The sequence below is a fragment of the Oceanobacillus massiliensis str. N'diop genome, assembly GCF_000285495.1.
GTDB classification, from domain to species: domain Bacteria; phylum Bacillota; class Bacilli; order Bacillales; family Amphibacillaceae; genus Oceanobacillus; species Oceanobacillus massiliensis.
In genome coordinates this window covers 76156-95701 of the sequence record NZ_HE610981.1, presented here as the reverse complement: position 1 = coordinate 95701, position 19546 = coordinate 76156, and the positions used below count along the sequence as shown (strand labels likewise).

At 40.4% G+C, this 19546-nt stretch carries 34 protein-coding genes; all 34 read left to right on the top strand.

Annotated elements, in window-relative coordinates; translation table 11 throughout:
- Window positions 1-174 precede the first annotated feature (174 nt).
- The 34 genes from OMHG_RS17000 to OMHG_RS16835 all read left to right on the top strand — a co-directional run bounded on the left by OMHG_RS17000 (window position 175) and on the right by OMHG_RS16835 (window position 19504).
- On the top strand, window positions 175-426 hold the full coding sequence (locus OMHG_RS17000) for a ribosomal L7Ae/L30e/S12e/Gadd45 family protein (RefSeq protein WP_010652101.1): 252 nt from the start codon (window positions 175-177) through the stop codon (window positions 424-426).
- Between the two features lie 144 nt (window positions 427-570).
- On the top strand, window positions 571-1005 hold the full coding sequence (rpsL, locus tag OMHG_RS16995) for a 30S ribosomal protein S12 (RefSeq protein WP_010652100.1): 435 nt from the start codon (window positions 571-573) through the stop codon (window positions 1003-1005).
- Window positions 1006-1029: 24 nt separating this feature from the next.
- Window positions 1030-1500, top strand: a complete 471-nt coding sequence (gene rpsG, locus OMHG_RS16990) for a 30S ribosomal protein S7 (RefSeq protein WP_010652099.1) — start codon at window positions 1030-1032, stop codon at window positions 1498-1500.
- 42 nt (window positions 1501-1542) lie between these two features.
- Entirely contained in the window at window positions 1543-3621 is a 2079-nt protein-coding gene (gene fusA, locus OMHG_RS16985; RefSeq protein ID WP_010652098.1) for an elongation factor G, read from the top strand.
- Window positions 3622-3744: 123 nt separating this feature from the next.
- Window positions 3745-4935, top strand: a complete 1191-nt coding sequence (gene tuf, locus OMHG_RS16980; protein WP_010652097.1) for an elongation factor Tu — start codon at window positions 3745-3747, stop codon at window positions 4933-4935.
- Between the two features lie 643 nt (window positions 4936-5578).
- Window positions 5579-5887: a 30S ribosomal protein S10 gene (gene rpsJ, locus OMHG_RS16975; RefSeq protein WP_010652096.1), complete on the top strand. Its 309-nt coding sequence runs from the start codon at window positions 5579-5581 to the stop codon at window positions 5885-5887.
- Between the two features lie 30 nt (window positions 5888-5917).
- Window positions 5918-6547: a 50S ribosomal protein L3 gene (gene rplC, locus OMHG_RS16970; RefSeq protein ID WP_010652095.1), complete on the top strand. Its 630-nt coding sequence runs from the start codon at window positions 5918-5920 to the stop codon at window positions 6545-6547.
- A 26-nt stretch (window positions 6548-6573) separates the two neighbouring features.
- Window positions 6574-7197, top strand: coding sequence for a 50S ribosomal protein L4 (gene rplD, locus OMHG_RS16965; RefSeq protein WP_010652094.1), 624 nt, complete (start codon window positions 6574-6576; stop codon window positions 7195-7197).
- On the top strand, window positions 7197-7484 hold the full coding sequence (rplW, locus tag OMHG_RS16960) for a 50S ribosomal protein L23 (protein ID WP_010652093.1): 288 nt from the start codon (window positions 7197-7199) through the stop codon (window positions 7482-7484). The genes rplD and rplW overlap by 1 nt, the downstream gene beginning before the upstream one ends.
- A 29-nt stretch (window positions 7485-7513) precedes the next feature.
- Complete coding sequence (gene rplB, locus OMHG_RS16955; RefSeq protein ID WP_010652092.1) at window positions 7514-8344, top strand: 50S ribosomal protein L2; 831 nt, start codon at window positions 7514-7516, stop codon at window positions 8342-8344.
- 57 nt (window positions 8345-8401) lie between these two features.
- A complete protein-coding gene (gene rpsS / locus OMHG_RS16950; RefSeq protein WP_010652091.1) occupies window positions 8402-8680 on the top strand; it encodes a 30S ribosomal protein S19 in 279 nt (92 codons plus the stop codon).
- 18 nt (window positions 8681-8698) lie between these two features.
- Window positions 8699-9040 carry a 50S ribosomal protein L22 gene (gene rplV, locus OMHG_RS16945; protein ID WP_010652090.1) on the top strand — a complete coding sequence of 114 codons (342 nt, stop codon included), beginning with the start codon at window positions 8699-8701 and terminating at the stop codon, window positions 9038-9040.
- Window positions 9041-9043: 3 nt separating this feature from the next.
- On the top strand, window positions 9044-9685 hold the full coding sequence (gene rpsC / locus OMHG_RS16940; RefSeq protein ID WP_010652089.1) for a 30S ribosomal protein S3: 642 nt from the start codon (window positions 9044-9046) through the stop codon (window positions 9683-9685).
- A gap of 18 nt (window positions 9686-9703) precedes the next feature.
- Window positions 9704-10138 carry a 50S ribosomal protein L16 gene (gene rplP / locus OMHG_RS16935; protein WP_010652088.1) on the top strand — a complete coding sequence of 145 codons (435 nt, stop codon included), beginning with the start codon at window positions 9704-9706 and terminating at the stop codon, window positions 10136-10138.
- The gene (rpmC, locus tag OMHG_RS16930; RefSeq protein ID WP_010652087.1) at window positions 10128-10328 is read left to right on the top strand and encodes a 50S ribosomal protein L29; all 201 of its coding nucleotides are present in this window, start codon (window positions 10128-10130) and stop codon (window positions 10326-10328) included. The genes rplP and rpmC overlap by 11 nt, the downstream gene beginning before the upstream one ends.
- 23 nt (window positions 10329-10351) lie before the next feature.
- Window positions 10352-10615, top strand: coding sequence for a 30S ribosomal protein S17 (gene rpsQ, locus OMHG_RS16925; protein WP_010652086.1), 264 nt, complete (start codon window positions 10352-10354; stop codon window positions 10613-10615).
- Between the two features lie 43 nt (window positions 10616-10658).
- A complete protein-coding gene (gene rplN, locus OMHG_RS16920) occupies window positions 10659-11027 on the top strand; it encodes a 50S ribosomal protein L14 (RefSeq protein ID WP_010652085.1) in 369 nt (122 codons plus the stop codon).
- 34 nt (window positions 11028-11061) lie between these two features.
- Complete coding sequence (gene rplX, locus OMHG_RS16915) at window positions 11062-11373, top strand: 50S ribosomal protein L24 (RefSeq protein ID WP_010652084.1); 312 nt, start codon at window positions 11062-11064, stop codon at window positions 11371-11373.
- Window positions 11374-11399: 26 nt separating this feature from the next.
- Entirely contained in the window at window positions 11400-11939 is a 540-nt protein-coding gene (gene rplE / locus OMHG_RS16910) for a 50S ribosomal protein L5 (protein WP_010652083.1), read from the top strand.
- Between the two features lie 29 nt (window positions 11940-11968).
- Window positions 11969-12154, top strand: coding sequence for a type Z 30S ribosomal protein S14 (locus OMHG_RS16905; RefSeq protein ID WP_010652082.1), 186 nt, complete (start codon window positions 11969-11971; stop codon window positions 12152-12154).
- Window positions 12155-12183: 29 nt separating this feature from the next.
- Window positions 12184-12582 carry a 30S ribosomal protein S8 gene (gene rpsH / locus OMHG_RS16900; protein ID WP_010652081.1) on the top strand — a complete coding sequence of 133 codons (399 nt, stop codon included), beginning with the start codon at window positions 12184-12186 and terminating at the stop codon, window positions 12580-12582.
- 30 nt (window positions 12583-12612) lie between these two features.
- The gene (gene rplF / locus OMHG_RS16895; protein ID WP_010652080.1) at window positions 12613-13149 is read left to right on the top strand and encodes a 50S ribosomal protein L6; all 537 of its coding nucleotides are present in this window, start codon (window positions 12613-12615) and stop codon (window positions 13147-13149) included.
- Between the two features lie 32 nt (window positions 13150-13181).
- Window positions 13182-13544 (top strand): 50S ribosomal protein L18, encoded by a 363-nt coding sequence (rplR, locus tag OMHG_RS16890; RefSeq protein ID WP_010652079.1) that lies wholly within the window; start codon window positions 13182-13184, stop codon window positions 13542-13544.
- Window positions 13545-13566: 22 nt separating this feature from the next.
- Window positions 13567-14070: a 30S ribosomal protein S5 gene (gene rpsE, locus OMHG_RS16885; RefSeq protein ID WP_010652078.1), complete on the top strand. Its 504-nt coding sequence runs from the start codon at window positions 13567-13569 to the stop codon at window positions 14068-14070.
- Between the two features lie 13 nt (window positions 14071-14083).
- Window positions 14084-14266 carry a 50S ribosomal protein L30 gene (gene rpmD, locus OMHG_RS16880; RefSeq protein WP_010652077.1) on the top strand — a complete coding sequence of 61 codons (183 nt, stop codon included), beginning with the start codon at window positions 14084-14086 and terminating at the stop codon, window positions 14264-14266.
- 31 nt (window positions 14267-14297) lie between these two features.
- On the top strand, window positions 14298-14738 hold the full coding sequence (rplO, locus tag OMHG_RS16875) for a 50S ribosomal protein L15 (RefSeq protein ID WP_010652076.1): 441 nt from the start codon (window positions 14298-14300) through the stop codon (window positions 14736-14738).
- On the top strand, window positions 14738-16030 hold the full coding sequence (secY, locus tag OMHG_RS16870) for a preprotein translocase subunit SecY (RefSeq protein ID WP_010652075.1): 1293 nt from the start codon (window positions 14738-14740) through the stop codon (window positions 16028-16030). Before rplO ends, secY begins: the two co-directional genes overlap by 1 nt.
- A 33-nt stretch (window positions 16031-16063) precedes the next feature.
- A complete protein-coding gene (locus tag OMHG_RS16865) occupies window positions 16064-16708 on the top strand; it encodes an adenylate kinase (protein WP_010652074.1) in 645 nt (214 codons plus the stop codon).
- Window positions 16709-16882: 174 nt separating this feature from the next.
- Window positions 16883-17209, top strand: a complete 327-nt coding sequence (locus OMHG_RS16860; RefSeq protein WP_010652073.1) for a KOW domain-containing RNA-binding protein — start codon at window positions 16883-16885, stop codon at window positions 17207-17209.
- The gene (gene infA / locus OMHG_RS16855) at window positions 17196-17414 is read left to right on the top strand and encodes a translation initiation factor IF-1 (protein ID WP_010652072.1); all 219 of its coding nucleotides are present in this window, start codon (window positions 17196-17198) and stop codon (window positions 17412-17414) included. The genes OMHG_RS16860 and infA overlap by 14 nt, the downstream gene beginning before the upstream one ends.
- Window positions 17415-17445: 31 nt before the next feature.
- Window positions 17446-17559 carry a 50S ribosomal protein L36 gene (gene rpmJ / locus OMHG_RS16850; protein ID WP_010095733.1) on the top strand — a complete coding sequence of 38 codons (114 nt, stop codon included), beginning with the start codon at window positions 17446-17448 and terminating at the stop codon, window positions 17557-17559.
- Between the two features lie 23 nt (window positions 17560-17582).
- Entirely contained in the window at window positions 17583-17948 is a 366-nt protein-coding gene (rpsM, locus tag OMHG_RS16845) for a 30S ribosomal protein S13 (protein WP_010652071.1), read from the top strand.
- Window positions 17949-17969: 21 nt separating this feature from the next.
- Complete coding sequence (gene rpsK, locus OMHG_RS16840; protein WP_010652070.1) at window positions 17970-18359, top strand: 30S ribosomal protein S11; 390 nt, start codon at window positions 17970-17972, stop codon at window positions 18357-18359.
- 200 nt (window positions 18360-18559) lie between these two features.
- Entirely contained in the window at window positions 18560-19504 is a 945-nt protein-coding gene (locus OMHG_RS16835) for a DNA-directed RNA polymerase subunit alpha (protein WP_010652069.1), read from the top strand.
- Window positions 19505-19546: the final 42 nt, after the last annotated feature.

Below are 19546 nucleotides of genomic sequence, written 5' to 3'. Positions count from 1 at the left end.
AGCCTGCACCAAATATAAAACGCCCTTTCCCAGCATAGAGGAATGGCGGTACAGTTCAACAAGAAAATGGGAAGCATCTAAAAAATAGCCATTTTTATATTGACATAAAAATATTAGAATGATACTATATTCAAGGTGCTTCCGATTATGCTTGTTACTTTGGAGGATACTCGGATGTCTTATGAAATAGTGATGAATAATCAATCACGTATAATCATTGGGACAAAGCAGACACTTAAATCCATGAAAAATGGTAAGATAAGTGAAGTGGTTATTGCTGACGATGCTGACAAGCAAATAACACACAAAGTAGTCAGTTTGGCAATTGAACTAGGTATACCTTACCAGCATGTGAACTCCATGAAAAAACTTGGTGCCGCTTGCGGTATAGAGGTTGGTGCAGCTGTTGTTGCACTTGAGAAATAAACGTTTTAGCGTTAAATTATCGCTGAAGCATTATTTTTTACCGAAAGATGAACCACCTGGATGTGTGGTATTACAATCGGTGTTCAGAAGATCTGATTGCTGTTTTAAATTAAACCTATTATTCTCGAAGGGAGGACATAAAAAATGCCTACAATTAATCAGTTAGTACGCAAAGGACGCGTAAGCAAAATCAAAAAGTCTGATTCTCCAGCACTTAACAAAGGTTACAACAGTTTCAAAAAGAAACTTACTGACCAAAGTTCTCCACAAAAACGTGGTGTTTGTACGCGTGTTGGTACATTAACTCCAAAAAAACCGAACTCAGCACTTCGTAAATATGCACGTGTTCGTTTGTCAAACAACATGGAAGTAACTGCATACATTCCTGGTATCGGACATAACCTGCAAGAACACAGTGTTGTATTGATCCGTGGTGGTCGTGTAAAAGATTTACCAGGGGTACGTTATCACATCGTTCGTGGTGCGCTTGATACTGCGGGAGTTGATGGACGTATGCAAGGACGTTCTAAGTACGGAACCAAAAAGCCAAAAGAAAAAAATAAACCACTAAAACTATGATAGTTAGGAAAGGAGGATACTAATATGCCTCGTAAAGGACCAGTGCCAAAACGTGATGTATTGCCAGATCCGCTTTATAATTCAAAATTAGTAACTCGCTTAATCAATCAAATAATGATTGATGGTAAGCGCGGGAAAGCACAAAAAATCCTTTATAATGCGTTTGAACTAGTTGCTGAAAGAAGCGGCCAGAACGCTATGGAAGTTTTTGAACAAGCAATGAAAAACGTAATGCCCGTACTTGAAGTTCGTGCCCGCCGTGTGGGTGGTTCAAACTACCAAGTACCAGTTGAGGTTCGCCCTGAACGCCGTCAAGCATTAGGACTGCGTTACATCGTAAATTACTCTCGCCTTCGCGGAGAAAAAACGATGGAAGAACGTCTTGCTAATGAAGTTCTTGATGCTTCTAACAACACAGGAGCTGCTGTTAAGAAACGTGAAGATATGCATAAAATGGCGGAAGCAAACAAAGCATTCGCTCACTATCGTTGGTAATATAAATCTAACAAAAGCTTTTAAAAGGAAGGAGAGGAATACATGGCTAGAGAGTTCTCCTTGGAAAATACGCGTAATATTGGTATTATGGCGCACATTGATGCGGGTAAAACAACTACTACAGAGCGTATACTTTTCTATACAGGCCGTATTCATAAGATTGGTGAAACACATGAAGGTGCTTCACAAATGGACTGGATGGAGCAGGAACAAGAGCGTGGAATTACAATTACTTCCGCTGCAACAACTGCTGCATGGAAAGACCATCGTATTAACATTATCGATACACCTGGACACGTAGACTTCACTGTTGAGGTTGAACGTTCATTGCGTGTACTTGATGGTGCTGTAACAGTTTTGGATGCACAATCAGGTGTTGAACCACAAACCGAAACAGTATGGCGTCAAGCTACAACATATGGTGTGCCGCGTATTGTGTTCATTAATAAAATGGATAAAACCGGTGCAGACTTCCTTTATTCTACTGGTACATTGAAAGATCGTTTAGGTGCAAACGCGCATCCGATCCAAATGCCTATCGGTGCAGAGGACGATTTCAACGGAATCATTGACTTGATCACTATGGAAGCTTACTTCTATGAAGATGATCTTGGAACTCGTGCAGAAGCTCGTGAGATTCCTGCTGAACTGCAAGACCAGGCTGAAGAGCTTCGCGGCAACTTGATTGAAGCTGTTGCAGAAACTGACGAAGATTTGATGATGAAGTATCTTGAAGGAGAGGAAATCTCTAACGAGGAACTTAAAGAAGCAATCCGTCAAGCTACATTAAATGTTGATTTCTATCCTGTACTTTGCGGATCAGCATTTAAAAACAAAGGTGTTCAATTAATGCTGGATGCGGTTATCGATTATCTTCCTGCTCCAACTGATGTACCTCCAATCGAAGGTATCATTCCAGGGACAGAAGAAAAAGTAAACCGTCCATCATCTGATGAAGCGCCGTTCTCAGCGCTAGCGTTTAAAGTAATGACAGATCCATACGTAGGAAAATTAACATTCTTCCGCGTATATTCTGGAACTTTAGAATCTGGATCCTATGTAAGAAACTCTGTAAAGGATAAGCGTGAACGTGTAGGTCGTATCCTGCAAATGCATGCAAACTCCCGTCAAGAGATTTCAACTGCATTCTCTGGAGAAATCGCTGCAGCTGTTGGTCTGAAAGATACTTCTACTGGTGATACACTATGCGATGAAAAAGATCAGGTTATCTTAGAATCCATGGAATTCCCAGAACCGGTTATCTCGGTTGCTATTGAACCTAAAACAAAAGCCGACCAAGATAAAATGGGTGCTGCTTTAGCTAAATTGGCTGAAGAAGATCCTACTTTCAGAACAGAAACAAACGTCGAAACAGGCCAAACGATCATCTCTGGTATGGGTGAGCTTCACCTGGATATCATTGTTGACCGTATGAAACGTGAATTTAAAGTTGAAGCTAATGTTGGTGCACCTCAGGTTTCTTATCGTGAAACTTTCCGTGCTACAGCTGAAGTGGAAGGTAAATTCGTACGTCAGTCTGGTGGACGCGGACAGTTCGGACACGTTTGGATCAAATTTGAGCCTAATGAAGAAGGCGCTGGATTTGAATTCGAAAATAAAATCGTCGGTGGGGTTGTTCCTCGTGAATATATTCCTGCTGTTGAGCAAGGTGTTCGTGAATCAATGGAAAATGGTGTATTAGCCGGATTCCCATTGATCGATATCAAAGCTTCTCTATATGATGGAAGCTATCATGATGTCGACTCGAACGAAATGGCATTTAAAGTAGCTGCCTCAATGGCATTGAAAGCAGCGAAAAACAAATGTAATCCTGTACTTCTTGAACCAATGATGAGAGTTGAAATCGTTATTCCTGAAGAATACATGGGAGATATCATGGGTGATATTACTTCTCGTCGTGGTCGCATTGAAGGTATGGAAGCGCGCGGTAATGCACAGCTTGTAAAAGGGTTTGTGCCACTTGCTGAGATGTTTGGTTATGCAACTGCATTACGTTCAAACACACAAGGTCGCGGAACATACACAATGACGTTTGACCATTATGAAGAAACACCTAAGAGTATCACAGAAGAAATTATCAAGAAAAATTCTGGTGATTAATTGATTTTTTCTTTAAACTAACGTATAACATTTAGTAAAGGCCAGGAAATAACCTGCATGCATTATTTCTTGGCGGTAAATAAAATAATAAAAATTGTTATTTATCTAAAGGAGGAACTATAAATGGGTAAAGAAAAGTTTGATCGCTCAAAAAGTCACGTGAATATCGGTACAATCGGACACGTTGACCATGGTAAAACTACATTAACTGCTGCTATTACAACTGTTATGGCTAAAAGAAACGGTAACGGTACAGCAATGGCTTATGACCAAATCGATGGTGCACCTGAAGAAAAAGAACGTGGTATCACAATCGCTACTTCTCACGTAGAGTACGAAACTGAAACTCGTCACTATGCACACGTTGACTGCCCAGGTCACGCTGACTATGTTAAAAACATGATCACTGGTGCTGCACAAATGGACGGAGCTATCCTAGTAGTATCTGCTGCTGATGGCCCAATGCCACAAACTCGTGAGCACATCCTTCTTTCTAGAAACGTTGGGGTACCTACAATCGTAGTATTCCTTAACAAGACAGATATGGTTGATGATGAAGAGTTACTAGAATTAGTTGAAATGGAAGTTCGTGATCTGTTATCAGAATACGATTTCCCTGGTGATGATGTGCCAGTAATCAAAGGTTCTGCTCTTAAAGCACTTGAAGGCGATGCAGATTACGAAGAAAAAATCGTTGAATTAATGGCTGCAGTTGATGAGTATGTTCCAACTCCAGAACGTGATACTGACAAACCATTCATGATGCCAGTTGAGGATGTATTCTCTATCACTGGTCGTGGTACAGTAGCAACTGGACGTGTTGAGCGCGGTGAAGTTAAGGTTGGGGACGAAGTAGAATTAATCGGTCTTAACGAAGAGCCAAGCAAAACAACTGTAACTGGTGTTGAAATGTTCCGTAAGCTTCTTGACTATGCAGAAGCTGGTGACAACATTGGTGCATTGCTTCGTGGTGTTGCCCGTGAAGATATCAATCGCGGTCAAGTACTTGCTAAACCAGGTACAATCACTCCACATACTAACTTCAAAGCTGAAGTTTATGTATTATCAAAAGAAGAAGGCGGACGTCATACTCCTTTCTTCTCAAACTATCGTCCGCAGTTCTACTTCCGTACAACTGACGTGACTGGAGTTATCCAACTTCCAGAAGGCGTTGAAATGGTAATGCCTGGCGATAACATCGAAATGACAGTTGAACTTATTTCACCAATCGCTATTGAAGACGGTACTCGTTTTTCAATCCGTGAAGGTGGACGTACAGTAGGTTCTGGTGTTGTATCAAGCATCCAAAAATAATTGGATTGAATTCAAAGCAGACAGCGTGACGACGCTGTCTGTTTTTTTGTGTTGTTTTTGATACCTGACGGACCATCAAGCGTAATTATCATAGGCTATGCTAGTTTTATATCAACTGAAATGCTCAAATTGGAATTTTGCTTGGCTTAAATCTATCACTTTTGCTATCTAAGGAAAATATAAGATCACTATCGGTATGTTTTCACACCGATTGCTTTTTAAATTCGCAGTTAAGAAAAACCATGACGTCACTAAAAGCGGTAACTGGTGCTTTATTCACGGCTCCGGACATCTATTTCACCCTCTGCACCGAGGATCAAATGCATCATCCATTAAACCAAAATTTATATAGAACCTTGTAAAAATGAACCATTAGAAACTGCCTTTTAAATAGATACAGAATTAATTTCATATATGCTTGCATTCCCTGCTAAAACTATGTATAATACAGGAATGCGTAAACACCTGTTTAATAAATAGGGGTTGCATTGGCCATGCATTTTTAGTATACTATTAATGTTGGTCGTTTGAAGGCGATGATGTGGAAGGTTGTTGGCACACCCGGCCCCTTTGCCATGGCGGGGTGCTAAGAAATTTTCACGGAGAATGTCTATATGAATATGGGCGAAAAGGAGGGAAAATAATGGCAAAAGAAAAAATCAGAATCCGTTTAAAAGCATATGATCACCGTATTTTAGATCAGTCTGCTGAAAAAATCGTGGATACTGCGAAACGTTCCGGTGCTAAGGTATCTGGTCCGATTCCATTACCGACAGAGAAATCTATTTATACAATCTTGCGCGCGGTGCATAAGTATAAAGATTCTCGCGAGCAATTCGAAATGCGCACACATAAGCGTCTAATCGATATTGTTGATCCAACACCAAAGACTGTTGATTCGTTAATGCGTCTTGACTTACCATCTGGTGTGGACATTGAAATTAAATTATAAAATTCGTTTTAAATATAGGAGGTGTAACGGATGACGAAAGGAATCTTAGGTCGTAAAATCGGCATGACTCAGCTTTTTTCTGAAAACGGAGAGTTGGTCCCTGTAACAGTTATACAGGCTGAGCCCAATGTTGTATTGCAAAAGAAAACATTAGAAAATGATGGTTATGAAGCATTGCAAATCGGTTTTGCAGATAAAAAGGAATCACGTACAAACAAAGCGGAAAAAGGTCATGCTGAGAAAGCAAACACAGCCCCTAAGCGCTACGTTCGTGAAATCCGTGACGCAGAGCTTGACGGCTATGAAGCAGGTCAAGAAATCAGCGTTGAAGTTTTTCAGGCCGGAGACAAGGTTGATGTAACAGGAACTTCTAAAGGTAAAGGTTTCCAGGGTGTAATTAAGCGCCACGGACAACAACGCGGGCCAATGTCCCACGGTTCTCATTACCATAGAGCTCCAGGTTCAATGGGTGCAGTTGACCCAATGCGTGTTTTCAAAGGTAAAAACCTACCAGGACATATGGGTGCTGAACAAGTGACTATACAGAACCTTGAAATCGTAAGTGTAGATGCTGAAAAGAATCTATTGCTTGTAAAAGGTAATGTACCAGGCGCCAAAAAATCTTATGTTCAAGTATCAAGTGCAGTAAAAGGTAACTAATCACACATACGAAGGGAGGATATGTCATGCCTAAAGTAGCACTTTTAAAACAAGATGGAAGTAATGCAGGAGATATCGAGTTAAACGATTCCGTTTTCGGTATTGAACCAAATACACATGTGTTGCATGAAGCAGTAGTAATGCAGCGTGCATCTATGCGTCAAGGTACACATGCTGTTAAAAATCGTTCTGATGTACGCGGTGGTGGTCGTAAGCCGTGGCGTCAAAAAGGAACAGGCCGTGCGCGTCAAGGATCAATCCGTTCACCACAATGGGTTGGCGGTGGAGTTGTTTTCGGACCTACACCACGCAGCTACAGCTATAAATTACCGAAGAAAGTACGTCGTTTAGCGCTTAAATCTGCATTGTCTTCAAAAGTAAAAGAAGATAGCTTACTTGTTTTAGACAGCATCGCAATGGATGCTCCAAAAACAAAAGAAGTAATAAAAATGCTGGATGCTCTTAACGTTGATACAAAAGTATTGATCGTACTTGCTGATAAAGATGAAACTGTTATCCGTTCAGCAAACAACCTTCAATCTGTTAAAGTATTAACTGTTGAAGAAATGAATGTACTAGACTTGCTTACGCATGACAAGCTGATCATTTCTAAAGATGCAGCTGACAAAGCAGGGGAGGTGCTCGCATAATGCAAGACGTACGCGATGTAATCAAGCGCCCTGTCATCACGGAGAATTCCGCTGATTTAATGGCAGAGAAAAAATATACGTTCGAAGTATCTCCAAAAGCTAATAAAACAGAGATCAAAGATGCAGTAGAAACAATCTTTGGCGTTAAAGTTGAAAAAGTCAACACAATGAATGTCAAAGGTAAATTCAAGCGAATGGGCCGTTACGGTGGATATCGCTCGAATCGTAAAAAAGCTATCGTACAGCTTTCAGAAGACAGTAAAGAACTGGATTTCTTTGAAGCTTAATCTAATAATTTCGTGAAGGAGGGAAAAAGATGGCGATTAAAAAATTCAAACCAACCTCAAACGGTAGACGTAATATGTCTGTATCAGACTTTGCAGAGATAACTGCATCTACTCCAGAGAAATCCCTATTAAGCCCGTTGCACAAACGCGGTGGACGTAATAACCAAGGGAAATTAACGGTTCGTCATCAAGGTGGCGGTCATAAGCGTCAATACCGTATTATCGACTTTAAACGTGATAAAGATGGTATACCAGGACACGTTGCTACAATCGAATATGATCCAAACCGTACAGCAAACATTGCATTAATTCATTATGCTGATGGAGAAAAGCGTTACATTTTAGCTCCAAAGGGACTAAAAGTAGGGCAGGTAATCGAATCAGGTGAGAATGCTGATATCAAAGTTGGTAACGCACTTCCGCTTGCTAACATTCCTGTAGGTACTATCATTCACAATATCGAATTAAAACCAGGACGCGGTGGACAAATCGCTCGTTCAGCTGGTGCAGAAGCTCAAATTCTAGGTCGTGAGGAAAAATACACACTAGTACGTTTAGCTTCAGGCGAAGTTCGTTTAATCCTTACTACTTGCCGTGCTTCTATCGGTCAGGTTGGTAACATTGAACATGAACTAGTACGCATCGGTAAAGCTGGTCGTTCACGCTGGAAGGGTATCCGCCCAACTGTTCGTGGTTCTGTAATGAACCCTAACGATCACCCGCACGGTGGTGGTGAAGGACGCGCTCCAATCGGACGTAAATCACCAATGTCACCATGGGGTAAACCAACTCTTGGTTACAAAACGCGCAAACGCAACAAGCCGTCTGATAAATATATCGTTCGTAAACGTAAAAAATAAACGGAATAAAGGACGGGAACTAAGACCCGTCTCTCAATTGCGGAAGGAGGTTTATCCATGGGTCGTAGCTTGAAAAAAGGACCTTTTGCAGATGACCATCTAATGAAGAAAATTGATAGCTTAAATGAAGGTGACAAGAAGCAGGTTGTTAAAACTTGGTCCCGTCGCTCAACAATTTTCCCGACATTTATTGGTCATACAGTAGCTGTATATGATGGCCGCAAACATGTGCCAGTTTATATAACAGAAGATATGGTCGGACATAAATTAGGTGAATTCGCACCAACTCGTACTTACAGAGGACACGCTGGTGACGATAAGAAAACAAAACGATAATGAGAGGAGGTACCAGGCATGCAAGCTAAAGCCGTTGCGAAATCAGTTCGTATTGCTCCTCGTAAGGTTCGTTTAGTAGTTGATCTAATTCGAGGAAAAAATGTTGGCGAAGCAATTGCTATTTTACGCCACACACAACGCGGTGCTTCTCCAGTCGTAGAGAAAGTTTTGAAATCTGCTATCGCAAATGCAGAACATAACTACGAAATGGATACAGATAATCTAATGATTTCCGAAGCATTCGTAAATGAAGGTGCAACATTGAAACGTTTCCGTCCACGTGCACAAGGACGTGCAAGTAAAATCAACAAACGCACAAGCCACATTACAGTAGTGGTAACAGAAAAGAAGGAGGGATAGTCAGTGGGTCAAAAAGTGAATCCAACAGGTCTTCGCGTAGGTATCATTAAAGACTGGGAGTCAAAATGGTATGCTGGTAAAGACTATGCAGACTTACTGCATGAAGATATTAAAATCAGAGAATATCTTGAAAACCGCTTAAGTACAGCTGCTGTTTCTTCTATCGAAATTGAACGTGCAGCAAACCGTGTAAACATTACAATTCATACTGGTAAACCAGGAATGGTTATTGGTAAAGGCGGTTCTGAAGTAGAAGCTCTACGTAAATCATTAAATAGCTTGACAGGCAAGCGAGTTCACATCAATATCGTTGAAATCAAGAAAGTTGATCTTAACGCAAAATTGGTCGCTGATAACATTGCTCGTCAATTAGAAAACCGTATCTCATTCCGTCGTGCTCAGAAGCAAGCAATTCAACGTGCAATGCGCGGAGGAGCTAAAGGAATTAAAACACAAGTGTCCGGCCGTCTAGGTGGAGCGGATATCGCCCGTGCGGAACACTATAGTGAAGGAACAGTACCACTGCACACATTACGCGCTGATATTGACTATGGTACAGCTGAAGCTGATACTACTTATGGTAAATTAGGTGTAAAAGTGTGGATCTATCGTGGAGAAGTCCTTCCAACTAAAACCAACAAATAAGGGAGGGGGCTCATTACTATGTTAATGCCTAAACGTGTTAAATATCGTCGTCAACATCGTGGTAAAATGAGAGGCCAAGCAAAAGGCGGTACAACAATCGCTTTTGGAGAATATGGCTTACAGGCTTTAGAAGCTTCATGGATTACCAGCCGACAAATTGAGGCTGCTCGTATTGCAATGACTCGTTATATGAAACGTGGTGGTAAAGTCTGGATCAAAATCTTCCCAGATAAGCCATACACTGCAAAACCTCTAGAAGTTCGAATGGGTTCCGGTAAAGGTGCTCCCGAAGGATGGGTAGCAGTAGTTAAACCAGGTAAGATTATGTTTGAAATAGCAGGAGTTCCAGAAGAAGTTGCTCGCGAAGCGCTGCGTCTTGCTTCTCACAAACTGCCGATCAAAACTAAATTCGTAAAACGTGAAGAAATTGGTGGTGAAAGCAATGAAGGCTAATGAAATCAGAGATCTAACCACTGCCGAAATTGAACAAAAAGTAAAATCTTTAAAAGAAGAACTATTTAATTTACGCTTCCAGCTTGCTACTGGTCAGTTGGAAAACACTGCACGTATTCGTGAAGTTAGAAAAAACATTGCGCGTATGAAAACTGTCGTACGTCAACGTGAAATAAGCGTAAATAACTGATTCCAGAGAGGAGGTTAGCCTCAATGACTGAGCGTAATAATCGTAAAGTATATACAGGCCGTGTTGTTTCCGACAAAATGGATAAAACAATCACTGTTTTAGTTGAAACTTATAAATTCCATAAATTATATGGTAAACGTGTTAAGTACTCTAAGAAATTCAAGGCACATGATGAAGACAATCTTGCAAAAACAGGAGATATCGTTCGCATCATGGAAACTCGCCCGCTTTCTGCTACAAAACGTTTTCGTTTACTAGAAGTTACAGAAGAAGCGGTAATTATTTAATTAAAGTTCGCTCGGAATGTATCCGAAGGGAGGTCACAACGTTATGATTCAATCAGAAACTCGTTTAAAAGTTGCAGATAACTCTGGTGCTCGTGAAGTATTGACCATCAAAGTATTAGGTGGATCAGGACGTAAGACTGCTAATATTGGTGACGTAATTGTTTGTACCGTCAAACAAGCAACACCAGGCGGCGTTGTCAAAAAAGGCGAAGTTGTTAAAGCAGTAATCGTACGTACTAAATCTGGTGCACGTCGTAAAGATGGATCGTATATCCGTTTTGATGAAAATGCTGCCGTAATTATTCGTGACGATAAAAGTCCAAGAGGTACTCGTATCTTCGGACCGGTTGCACGTGAATTACGTGATGCTAAGTTCATGAAAATCGTATCTCTAGCTCCAGAAGTTTTATAAGAATGAATTACCTTGTCAAGGAGGTGCGTTAAGCATGCATGTAAAAAAAGGTGATAAAGTTAAAGTATTATCCGGTAAAGACCGCGGTAAGACAGGTACAATATTAGAAGCATTTCCGAAGAAAGAGCGTGTGCTTGTTGAAGGAATCAACATGATTCAAAAGCACGCGAAACCTTCTCAAGATAATCCGCAAGGCGGAATTCTTAACATAGAAGCTCCAATTCATGTTTCTAATGTAATGCCAATTGATCCAAAATCCGGTGAACCAACTCGTGTTGGATATGAAGTACGAGACGGAAAGAAAGTCCGCATCGCTAAAAAATCCGGTGAAGCATTAGATAAATAATTTAGCGACGAAAGGAGGGCGCCACTATGAACGAATTAAAACAAAAATACCAAGGTGAAATTGCACCATCATTAATGAATAAATTCAATTACGATTCTGTAATGCAAGTACCGAAAGTAGAAAAAATCGTTATCAACATGGGTGTTGGTGATGCTGTTCAAAATTCAAAAGCATTAGATAGTGCTGTTGAAGAACTTTCTTTAATTTCTGGTCAAAAACCATTGATCACTCGTGCGAAGAAATCAATCGCTGGTTTCCGCCTACGTGAAGGAATGCCAATCGGGGCAAAAGTTACACTTCGCGGTGAGCGTATGTACGAATTCCTTCAAAAGCTGATTGCAGTATCATTACCGCGTGTACGTGACTTCCGTGGTATTTCCAAGAAAGCATTTGATGGTCGTGGAAACTACACATTAGGTGTGAAAGAACAATTAATTTTCCCAGAAATTAATTATGATAAGGTAAGCAAAGTTCGTGGTATGGATATTGTTATTGTTACAACTTCCAATACAGACGAAGAAGCTCGTGAACTTTTAGCTCAGCTAGGCATGCCTTTCCAAAAATAAGCCAAGAGCTAATACAAGGAGGGAAAATTTTGGCTAAAAAATCTATGATTGCTAAGCAAAAACGTCCGCAAAAATACAAAGTGCAAGAATATACACGTTGTGAACGTTGTGGTCGTCCGCATTCTGTAATCCGTAAATTTAAACTTTGCCGTATTTGTTTCCGTGAACTTGCCTATAAAGGTCAAATTCCTGGTGTCAAAAAAGCAAGCTGGTAAACCCCGATTCGGGAAGGAGGTAATTAGTAATGGTTATGACAGATCCAATCGCAGATATGCTTACTCGCATTCGTAATGCAAACATGGTTAAACATGAAAAATTAGAGCTTCCAGCTTCTAAAATGAAAAAAGAGATCGCTGATATCCTGAAACGTGAAGGTTTCGTCAAAGACTATGAATTAGTTGAAGACAACAAACAAGGTGTTCTGCGTATTTTCCTTAAATATAGCGCAAGCGAAGATAGAGTTATTACAGGTATCAAACGTATCAGTAAACCAGGATTACGTGTATACGCTAAAGCTGATGAAGTACCGCGCGTACTTAACGGTTTAGGTATAGCTATCGTTTCAACATCTAAAGGTGTGTTATCTGACAAAGAAGCACGTTCACAAGCTGTTGGTGGCGAAGTTCTTGCGTATGTTTGGTAATTAACATTTTTTAAAGAGGAGGTGCATGGAATGTCTCGTATAGGACTAAAACCTGTTGAAATTCCAGAAGGTGTAGAGATCAAACTTAACGGCACTACGGTTACTGTTAAAGGACCAAAAGGTGAGTTATCCAGAGAACTGCATCCAGATATGAAAGTTAAAATAGAAGATAATGTTCTTACAGTTGAACGTCCAACTGACCATAAAGATCATCGTGCATTACACGGAACTACTCGCAGCTTAATCGGCAACATGGTTGAAGGTGTAAGCAAAGGTTTCGAAAAATCACTTGAAATTATTGGTGTTGGTTACCGTGCTCAAAAACAAGGAAACAAACTTGTGATTAACGCTGGTTATTCACATCCTGTAGAAATCGATCCTATTGATGGCATCGAAATCGATGTTCCTAAAAACACACAATTAACTGTAAAAGGTATCGATAAAGAATTAGTTGGCGCAATTGCTGCTAACATTAGAGCAATCAGACCACCAGAGCCTTATAAAGGTAAAGGTATTCGCTACACTGATGAATATGTACGCCGCAAAGAAGGTAAAACTGCTAAGTAAGATTAGTTAGGGAGCAGAAAGGAGTGACCTAGATGATCACAAAACCTGACAAAAATATTATTCGTAAAAAGAGACACGGCCGTGTGCGTAAGAACCTATCTGGTACAGAGCAGCGTCCACGTCTGAATGTATATCGTTCAAATAAAAACATTTATGCTCAATTAATTGATGATATTAATGGAGTAACTGTAGCAAGTGCTTCAACTGCTGACAAAGAACTTAACATTGGCACTGGTGCTAACGTTGAGAACGCTAAGAAAGTCGGAGAAGCTATCGCTAAACGTGCTCAGGATAAAGGTTACAAATCGGTTGTTTTCGATCGTGGAGGATATCTTTATCATGGACGTATTAAAGCATTAGCAGAGGCAGCCCGCGAGGCAGGTCTCGAATTTTAATCGATAAGGAGGGAACCTTAGTATGAAAACTAACATCGATGCCAACAAACTTGATCTTGAAGAACGCGTTGTAACAGTCAACCGTGTAGCTAAAGTAGTTAAAGGTGGACGTCGCTTCCGTTTTGCAGCATTAGTAGTTGTTGGAGACAAAAACGGTCATGTAGGTTTCGGTACTGGTAAAGCACAGGAAGTACCTGAAGCAATTAAAAAAGCAGTTGATGATGCGAAGAAAAACTTGATTACTGTACCAATCGTTGGAACTACAATTCCTCACCAGATCAATGGACGATTCGGTTCAGGTAATGTATTGATGAAGCCAGCTTCAGAAGGTACTGGAGTTATCTCCGGCGGCCCGGTTCGTGCTATTTTAGAACTTGCTGGTGTTGGTGATATCTTAACGAAATCACTTGGATCAAATACACCAATCAATATGATTCGCGCAACTTTAAATGGCTTAACAAACTTGAAAACAGTTGAAGACGTAGCAAAACTACGTGGAAAGTCTGTTGAAGAACTGTTAGGATAAGGAGGGAAACACTATGTCTAAAAAATTAGAAATAACCCTCACACGCAGTGTCATTGGTGGAACAGCAGTACAAAAAAATACTGTTGAAGCATTAGGGTTAAAGAAAATTCGTCAATCCGTTGTACGTGAAGATACTCCTGCCGTTCGTGGTATGGTAAATAGAGTGTCCCACTTATTGACAGTTAAAGAAGTTTAAATATAAATTAGCGTAAAGAGGAGGTGCTCGCATGAAACTTCATGAATTGAAGGCAGCAGAAGGAACTCGTAAAGAGAGAAATCGTGTTGGTCGTGGAACGTCTTCAGGTAACGGAAAAACTTCCGGCCGTGGACATAAGGGACAAAAAGCACGTTCAGGCGGTGGTGTTCGTCCGGGCTTTGAAGGTGGACAAATGCCTTTATTCCAACGTTTACCTAAACGCGGATTTACAAACATCAATCGCAAAGAATATTCAATCGTAAACTTAGATACGTTGAATCGCTTTGAAGAAGGCACTGAAATTACACCAGAGCTATTACTTGAAAAAGGTGTCGTAAGCAAACTTAATGCCGGTATTAAAATACTTGGCAAAGGTGCTATCGAGAAAAAAGTAACAGTAAAAGCTCACAAGTTCTCAAGCTCTGCTAAAGAAGCTATTGAGGCAGCGGGCGGTCAAACCGAGGTGATCTAATGTTTCGTACAATCTCCAATTTTATGCGCGTGGCTGATATTAGACGGAAAATCATTTTCACATTATTAATGCTGATTGTGTTCCGTCTTGGCACATTTATTCCTGTGCCATTTACTGACAAAGCAGCAATCGATTTTATGAACCAGCAGAATGTATTTGGGTTTCTTAACACCTTTGGTGGCGGAGCCCTTCAAAACTTTTCCATTTTTGCTATGGGGATTATGCCATACATTACAGCGTCCATAATCATGCAGTTATTGCAGATGGATGTTGTACCGAAATTCACCGAGTGGAAGAAGCAAGGTGAGATGGGTCGTAAAAAAATCGCGCAGGTTACTCGCTATGGAACGATTGTTCTTGCGTTTATTCAAGCAACAGCAATGTCAGTTGGTTTCAATGCGATGGCAGGTGGAATGTTAATTACGGATCCTGGTGTGATGAAATTTCTTATCATTGCCATTGTATTAACAGCTGGTACAGCTTTCTTGATGTGGGTTGGTGAACAGATTACTGCACATGGTGTCGGAAACGGGATTTCAATATTGATCTTTGCCGGTATCGTTGCGGCAGTACCGAATGGTGTTGGTCAGCTTTACAGCCAGTATTTTGTCAATCCTGGTGATGAGCTATTCATTAACATTATCATTGTTCTACTGATAGCATTGGTTGCTATAGCTGTAATCGTTGGAGTTATATTTGTAAACCAGGCATTACGGAAAATTCCAATCCAATATGCAAAAAAACTTGTTAATCGTTCTCCGGTAGGTGGTCAATCAACGCATTTACCTATTAAAGTGAATGCTTCAGGAGTTATTCCGGTAATCTTCGCGATTGCTTTTATGATTGCACCAACCACGATTGCTGGTTTCTTTGAAGGTAGTCAGATTGCGTCGACAATCTCGTATGCATTTGACTATACACAACCAGTTGGTATGGTAATTTATGTAGCTTTGATCATTGCATTCACGTATTTCTATACATTTGTTCAAGTTAATCCTGAGCAGATGGCTGAAAACTTACAAAAACAAGGTGGATATATCCCAGGTATTCGTCCTGGTCATAATACAGAGCAGTATCTGACTCGTGTTTTATATCGTCTGACATTTGTAGGTGCAATCTTTTTAGCTGCAGTTGCTGTCTTGCCTATGATCTTAGGTAGTCTTGCTAATCTGCCAACAGCAGTACAAATCGGTGGCACAAGTTTACTAATCGTTGTAGGGGTAGCATTACAAACAATGAAGCAACTCGAGAGTCAGTTAGTGAAGCGTCACTACAAAGGATTTATTAAGTAATTTCCTGCTGCCAGTGAGAGCGAGGGGAAAATATTGAATTTAATTTTAATGGGATTACCTGGTGCTGGAAAAGGTACTCAGGCAGAGAAAATAAATAACAAATATAATATCCCTCATATTTCAACTGGGGATATGTTCCGTTTAGCTATCAAAGAGGGTACTGACCTTGGTAAGAAAGCTAAGGAATATATGGATCAAGGAAATCTTGTTCCGGATGAAGTAACCATTGGAATTGTAAAAGAACGTTTAAGTAAACCTGATTGCAATAATGGTTTCCTATTGGATGGCTTTCCTAGGACTATTGCACAGGCGGAAGCATTACAACAGCTTCTGACCGATTTAGACCGTTCTATTGATTATGTGTTGCATGTAGATGTACCAGAAGAAAAATTGGTAGAGCGTTTAACAGGACGGAGAATTTGCCCAACTTGCGGAACTACTTACCATGTGGTGTATAATCCTCCAAAAGAGGAAGGCATCTGTGATAAGGATGGTTCCAAGTTAATTCAACGGGATGACGATCAACCAGAAACGGTTAAGAAACGTTTATCCGTTAATATAGAGCAAACACAGCCGTTACTTGATTTTTATCAGGATAAAGGATATCTTGTGAAAGTAAACGGAGATCGCGATATCGATGAGGTCTTTCAGGAGATTCAATCCATACTGGTAAAATAAGTCGTTTATTGTTTTAATCAGATTAGATGCAATTCCTGCTCTAGATGGTATAATAAATGACGTAAGTTAACAGGAAAATACATGTATTACTTTATATAAAGTGACGCAGGGGAAAAATAGTTACTCTATTTTCTGTGATAATATAAACTATAGCCTAAGTGATGGTGAGCGCTGTTGTACGAAGATGATTCGATTCCAATGAAGGGTCAGATTGTTCGTATTAAGCGAGGACGAGAAGCAGGTCAATATGCAATTGTCATTGCGATTGTAGATGATCGATTTGTCCTGCTGGCCGACGGGGAAAAGCGCAAATACGATCGACCAAAGAAGAAGAATCTGCATCATATTGAGATAATGGATTATGTTTCCCCGGAAGTCCAAAACAGCCTTCTAGAAACTGGTCGTGTCACAAATGGGAAATTACGATTTGCCATAACTAAATTTATGGGTGAGGTTGACACTGATTTGAAGAAGGGAGATCAACACGATGGCGAAAGATGATGTAATTGAAGTAGAAGGTACCGTAACGGATACACTGCCAAATGCGATGTTTAAAGTCGAGCTTGAAAATGGCCATACGGTCTTAGCGCATGTATCTGGTAAAATCCGTATGCACTTTATCCGTATCTTACCTGGTGATAAGGTGACGGTTGAACTTTCTCCGTATGATTTAACCAGAGGGCGAATTACGTACCGTTATAAATAAACGAGCTCCGATATAAAAGGAGGTAAAGATGATGAAAGTAAGAGCATCTGTTAAACCAATTTGCGAAAAATGCAAAGTCATCAAACGCAAAGGCAAAGTAATGGTGATTTGCGAAAACCCGAAACACAAACAAAAACAAGGCTAAAAAACAGGAGGTGCTAACGTTCTATGGCACGTATTGCAGGTATTGATATTCCACGTGATAAACGTGTAGTTATTTCATTGACATATATTTATGGAATTGGAAAAGTTACCGCACAGAAAGTCCTCAAAGAAGCAGGCGTTTCTGAAGACACTCGTGTACGAGATTTAACGGAAGAAGAATTAGGTAAAATCCGTCAAGCGCTTGATGTGTATACTACTGAAGGTGACCTTCGCCGTGAAGTATCACTTAACATCAAACGTCTGATTGAAATCGGATCTTACAGAGGTCTTCGTCACCGTCGAGGTTTGCCGGTTCGCGGACAGAAAACCAAAAACAATTCACGTACTCGTAAAGGCCCACGTAAGACAATGGCTAATAAGAAAAAGTAATGTAAGGAGGTAAGCTAATCAATGGCACGTAAACAAAATACACGTAAACGTCGTGTGAAAAAGAATATTGACTCAGGTATAGCACATATCCGTTCTACATTTAACAATACAATTGTTACAATTACAGATACAAGCGGTAATTCTGTTGGATGGAGTTCAGCAGGAGCGTTAGGCTTCAAAGGTTCTCGTAAATCTACTCCGTTTGCTGCACAGATGGCAGCTGAATCTGCAGCTAAAACAGCAATCGAAAACGGCATGAAAACATTGGAAGTAACAGTTAAAGGCCCTGGCGCTGGTCGTGAAGCAGCTATTCGTTCACTACAAGCAGCAGGTTTGGAAGTTACAGCAATTGTTGATGTAACACCAGTTCCTCACAATGGTTGTCGCCCACCAAAACGTCGTCGAGTTTAATTATACCGTATAGAATTTGTCACCCTGTCTATAATGGGTTATGATAGCTAAAAATATAGCAACAGTATAACAGCATCCAAGACAGAATCGTACGAAAGAAATACAGGTAGCGCAGAAACGCCAACTGCCTTAATTGAGGAATTTCGGTTAGACATGGTGTCTAGCCGGGGTTTCGACGTTTTAAAGGAGGGTTTTATTGAATGATCGAAATAGAAAAGCCAAAGATTGAAACGCTTGAAATCAGCGATGATGCTACATTTGGAAAATTCGTGGTTGAACCGCTTGAACGTGGATATGGTGCCACTCTTGGAAACTCCTTGCGTCGTATCTTATTATCCTCACTTCCAGGTGCTGCTGTTACAACAGTTCAAATTGACGGGGCACTGCATGAATTCTCAACGATTGATGGTGTTGTTGAAGATGTAACCACCATAATTTTGAACTTGAAAAAACTCGCTCTTAAAATCTATTCCGATGAGCCAAAAACATTGGAAATAGATGTACAAGGTGATGGAAAAGTTACGGCTGCAGATCTGACTTATGACAGTGACGTAGAAGTAATGAACCCGGATCTGCACATTGCGACGTTGAACAGTAAAGGCAACTTGCATATGAAATTGACAGCTGAGCGTGGCCGCGGCTATCGTCAGGCTGAAGAGAACAAAAGTGAAGAACAACCAATCGGTGTCATTCCGATTGATTCCATTTTCACACCAGTTTCACGGGTTACTTATCAAGTGGAAAATACACGCGTAGGTCAAGTGGCAAACTATGACAAGTTAACTTTGGATGTAACAACGGATGGTAGTATTCGTCCTGAAGAAGCTGTTTCTTTAGGCGCTAAGATTATTACCGAACATTTTAATATATTTGTAGGTTTAACAGATGAAGCACAAAATGCTGAAATCATGGTCGAAAAAGAAGAAGATCAAAAAGAGAAAGTCATGGAAATGACAATCGAAGAACTTGATTTATCTGTTAGATCATACAACTGCTTAAAACGCGCTGGAATCAATACTGTTCAGGAGCTTGCTAACAAGTCTGAAGAAGATATGATGAAAGTACGTAATTTAGGCCGTAAATCTTTAGAAGAAGTAAAAGTGAAATTAGTAGACCTAGGATTAGGTTTACGCGATGATGACTGATTTACACAGTCACCTTTAAAGTTTCCGAAAAGGGAGGGATAG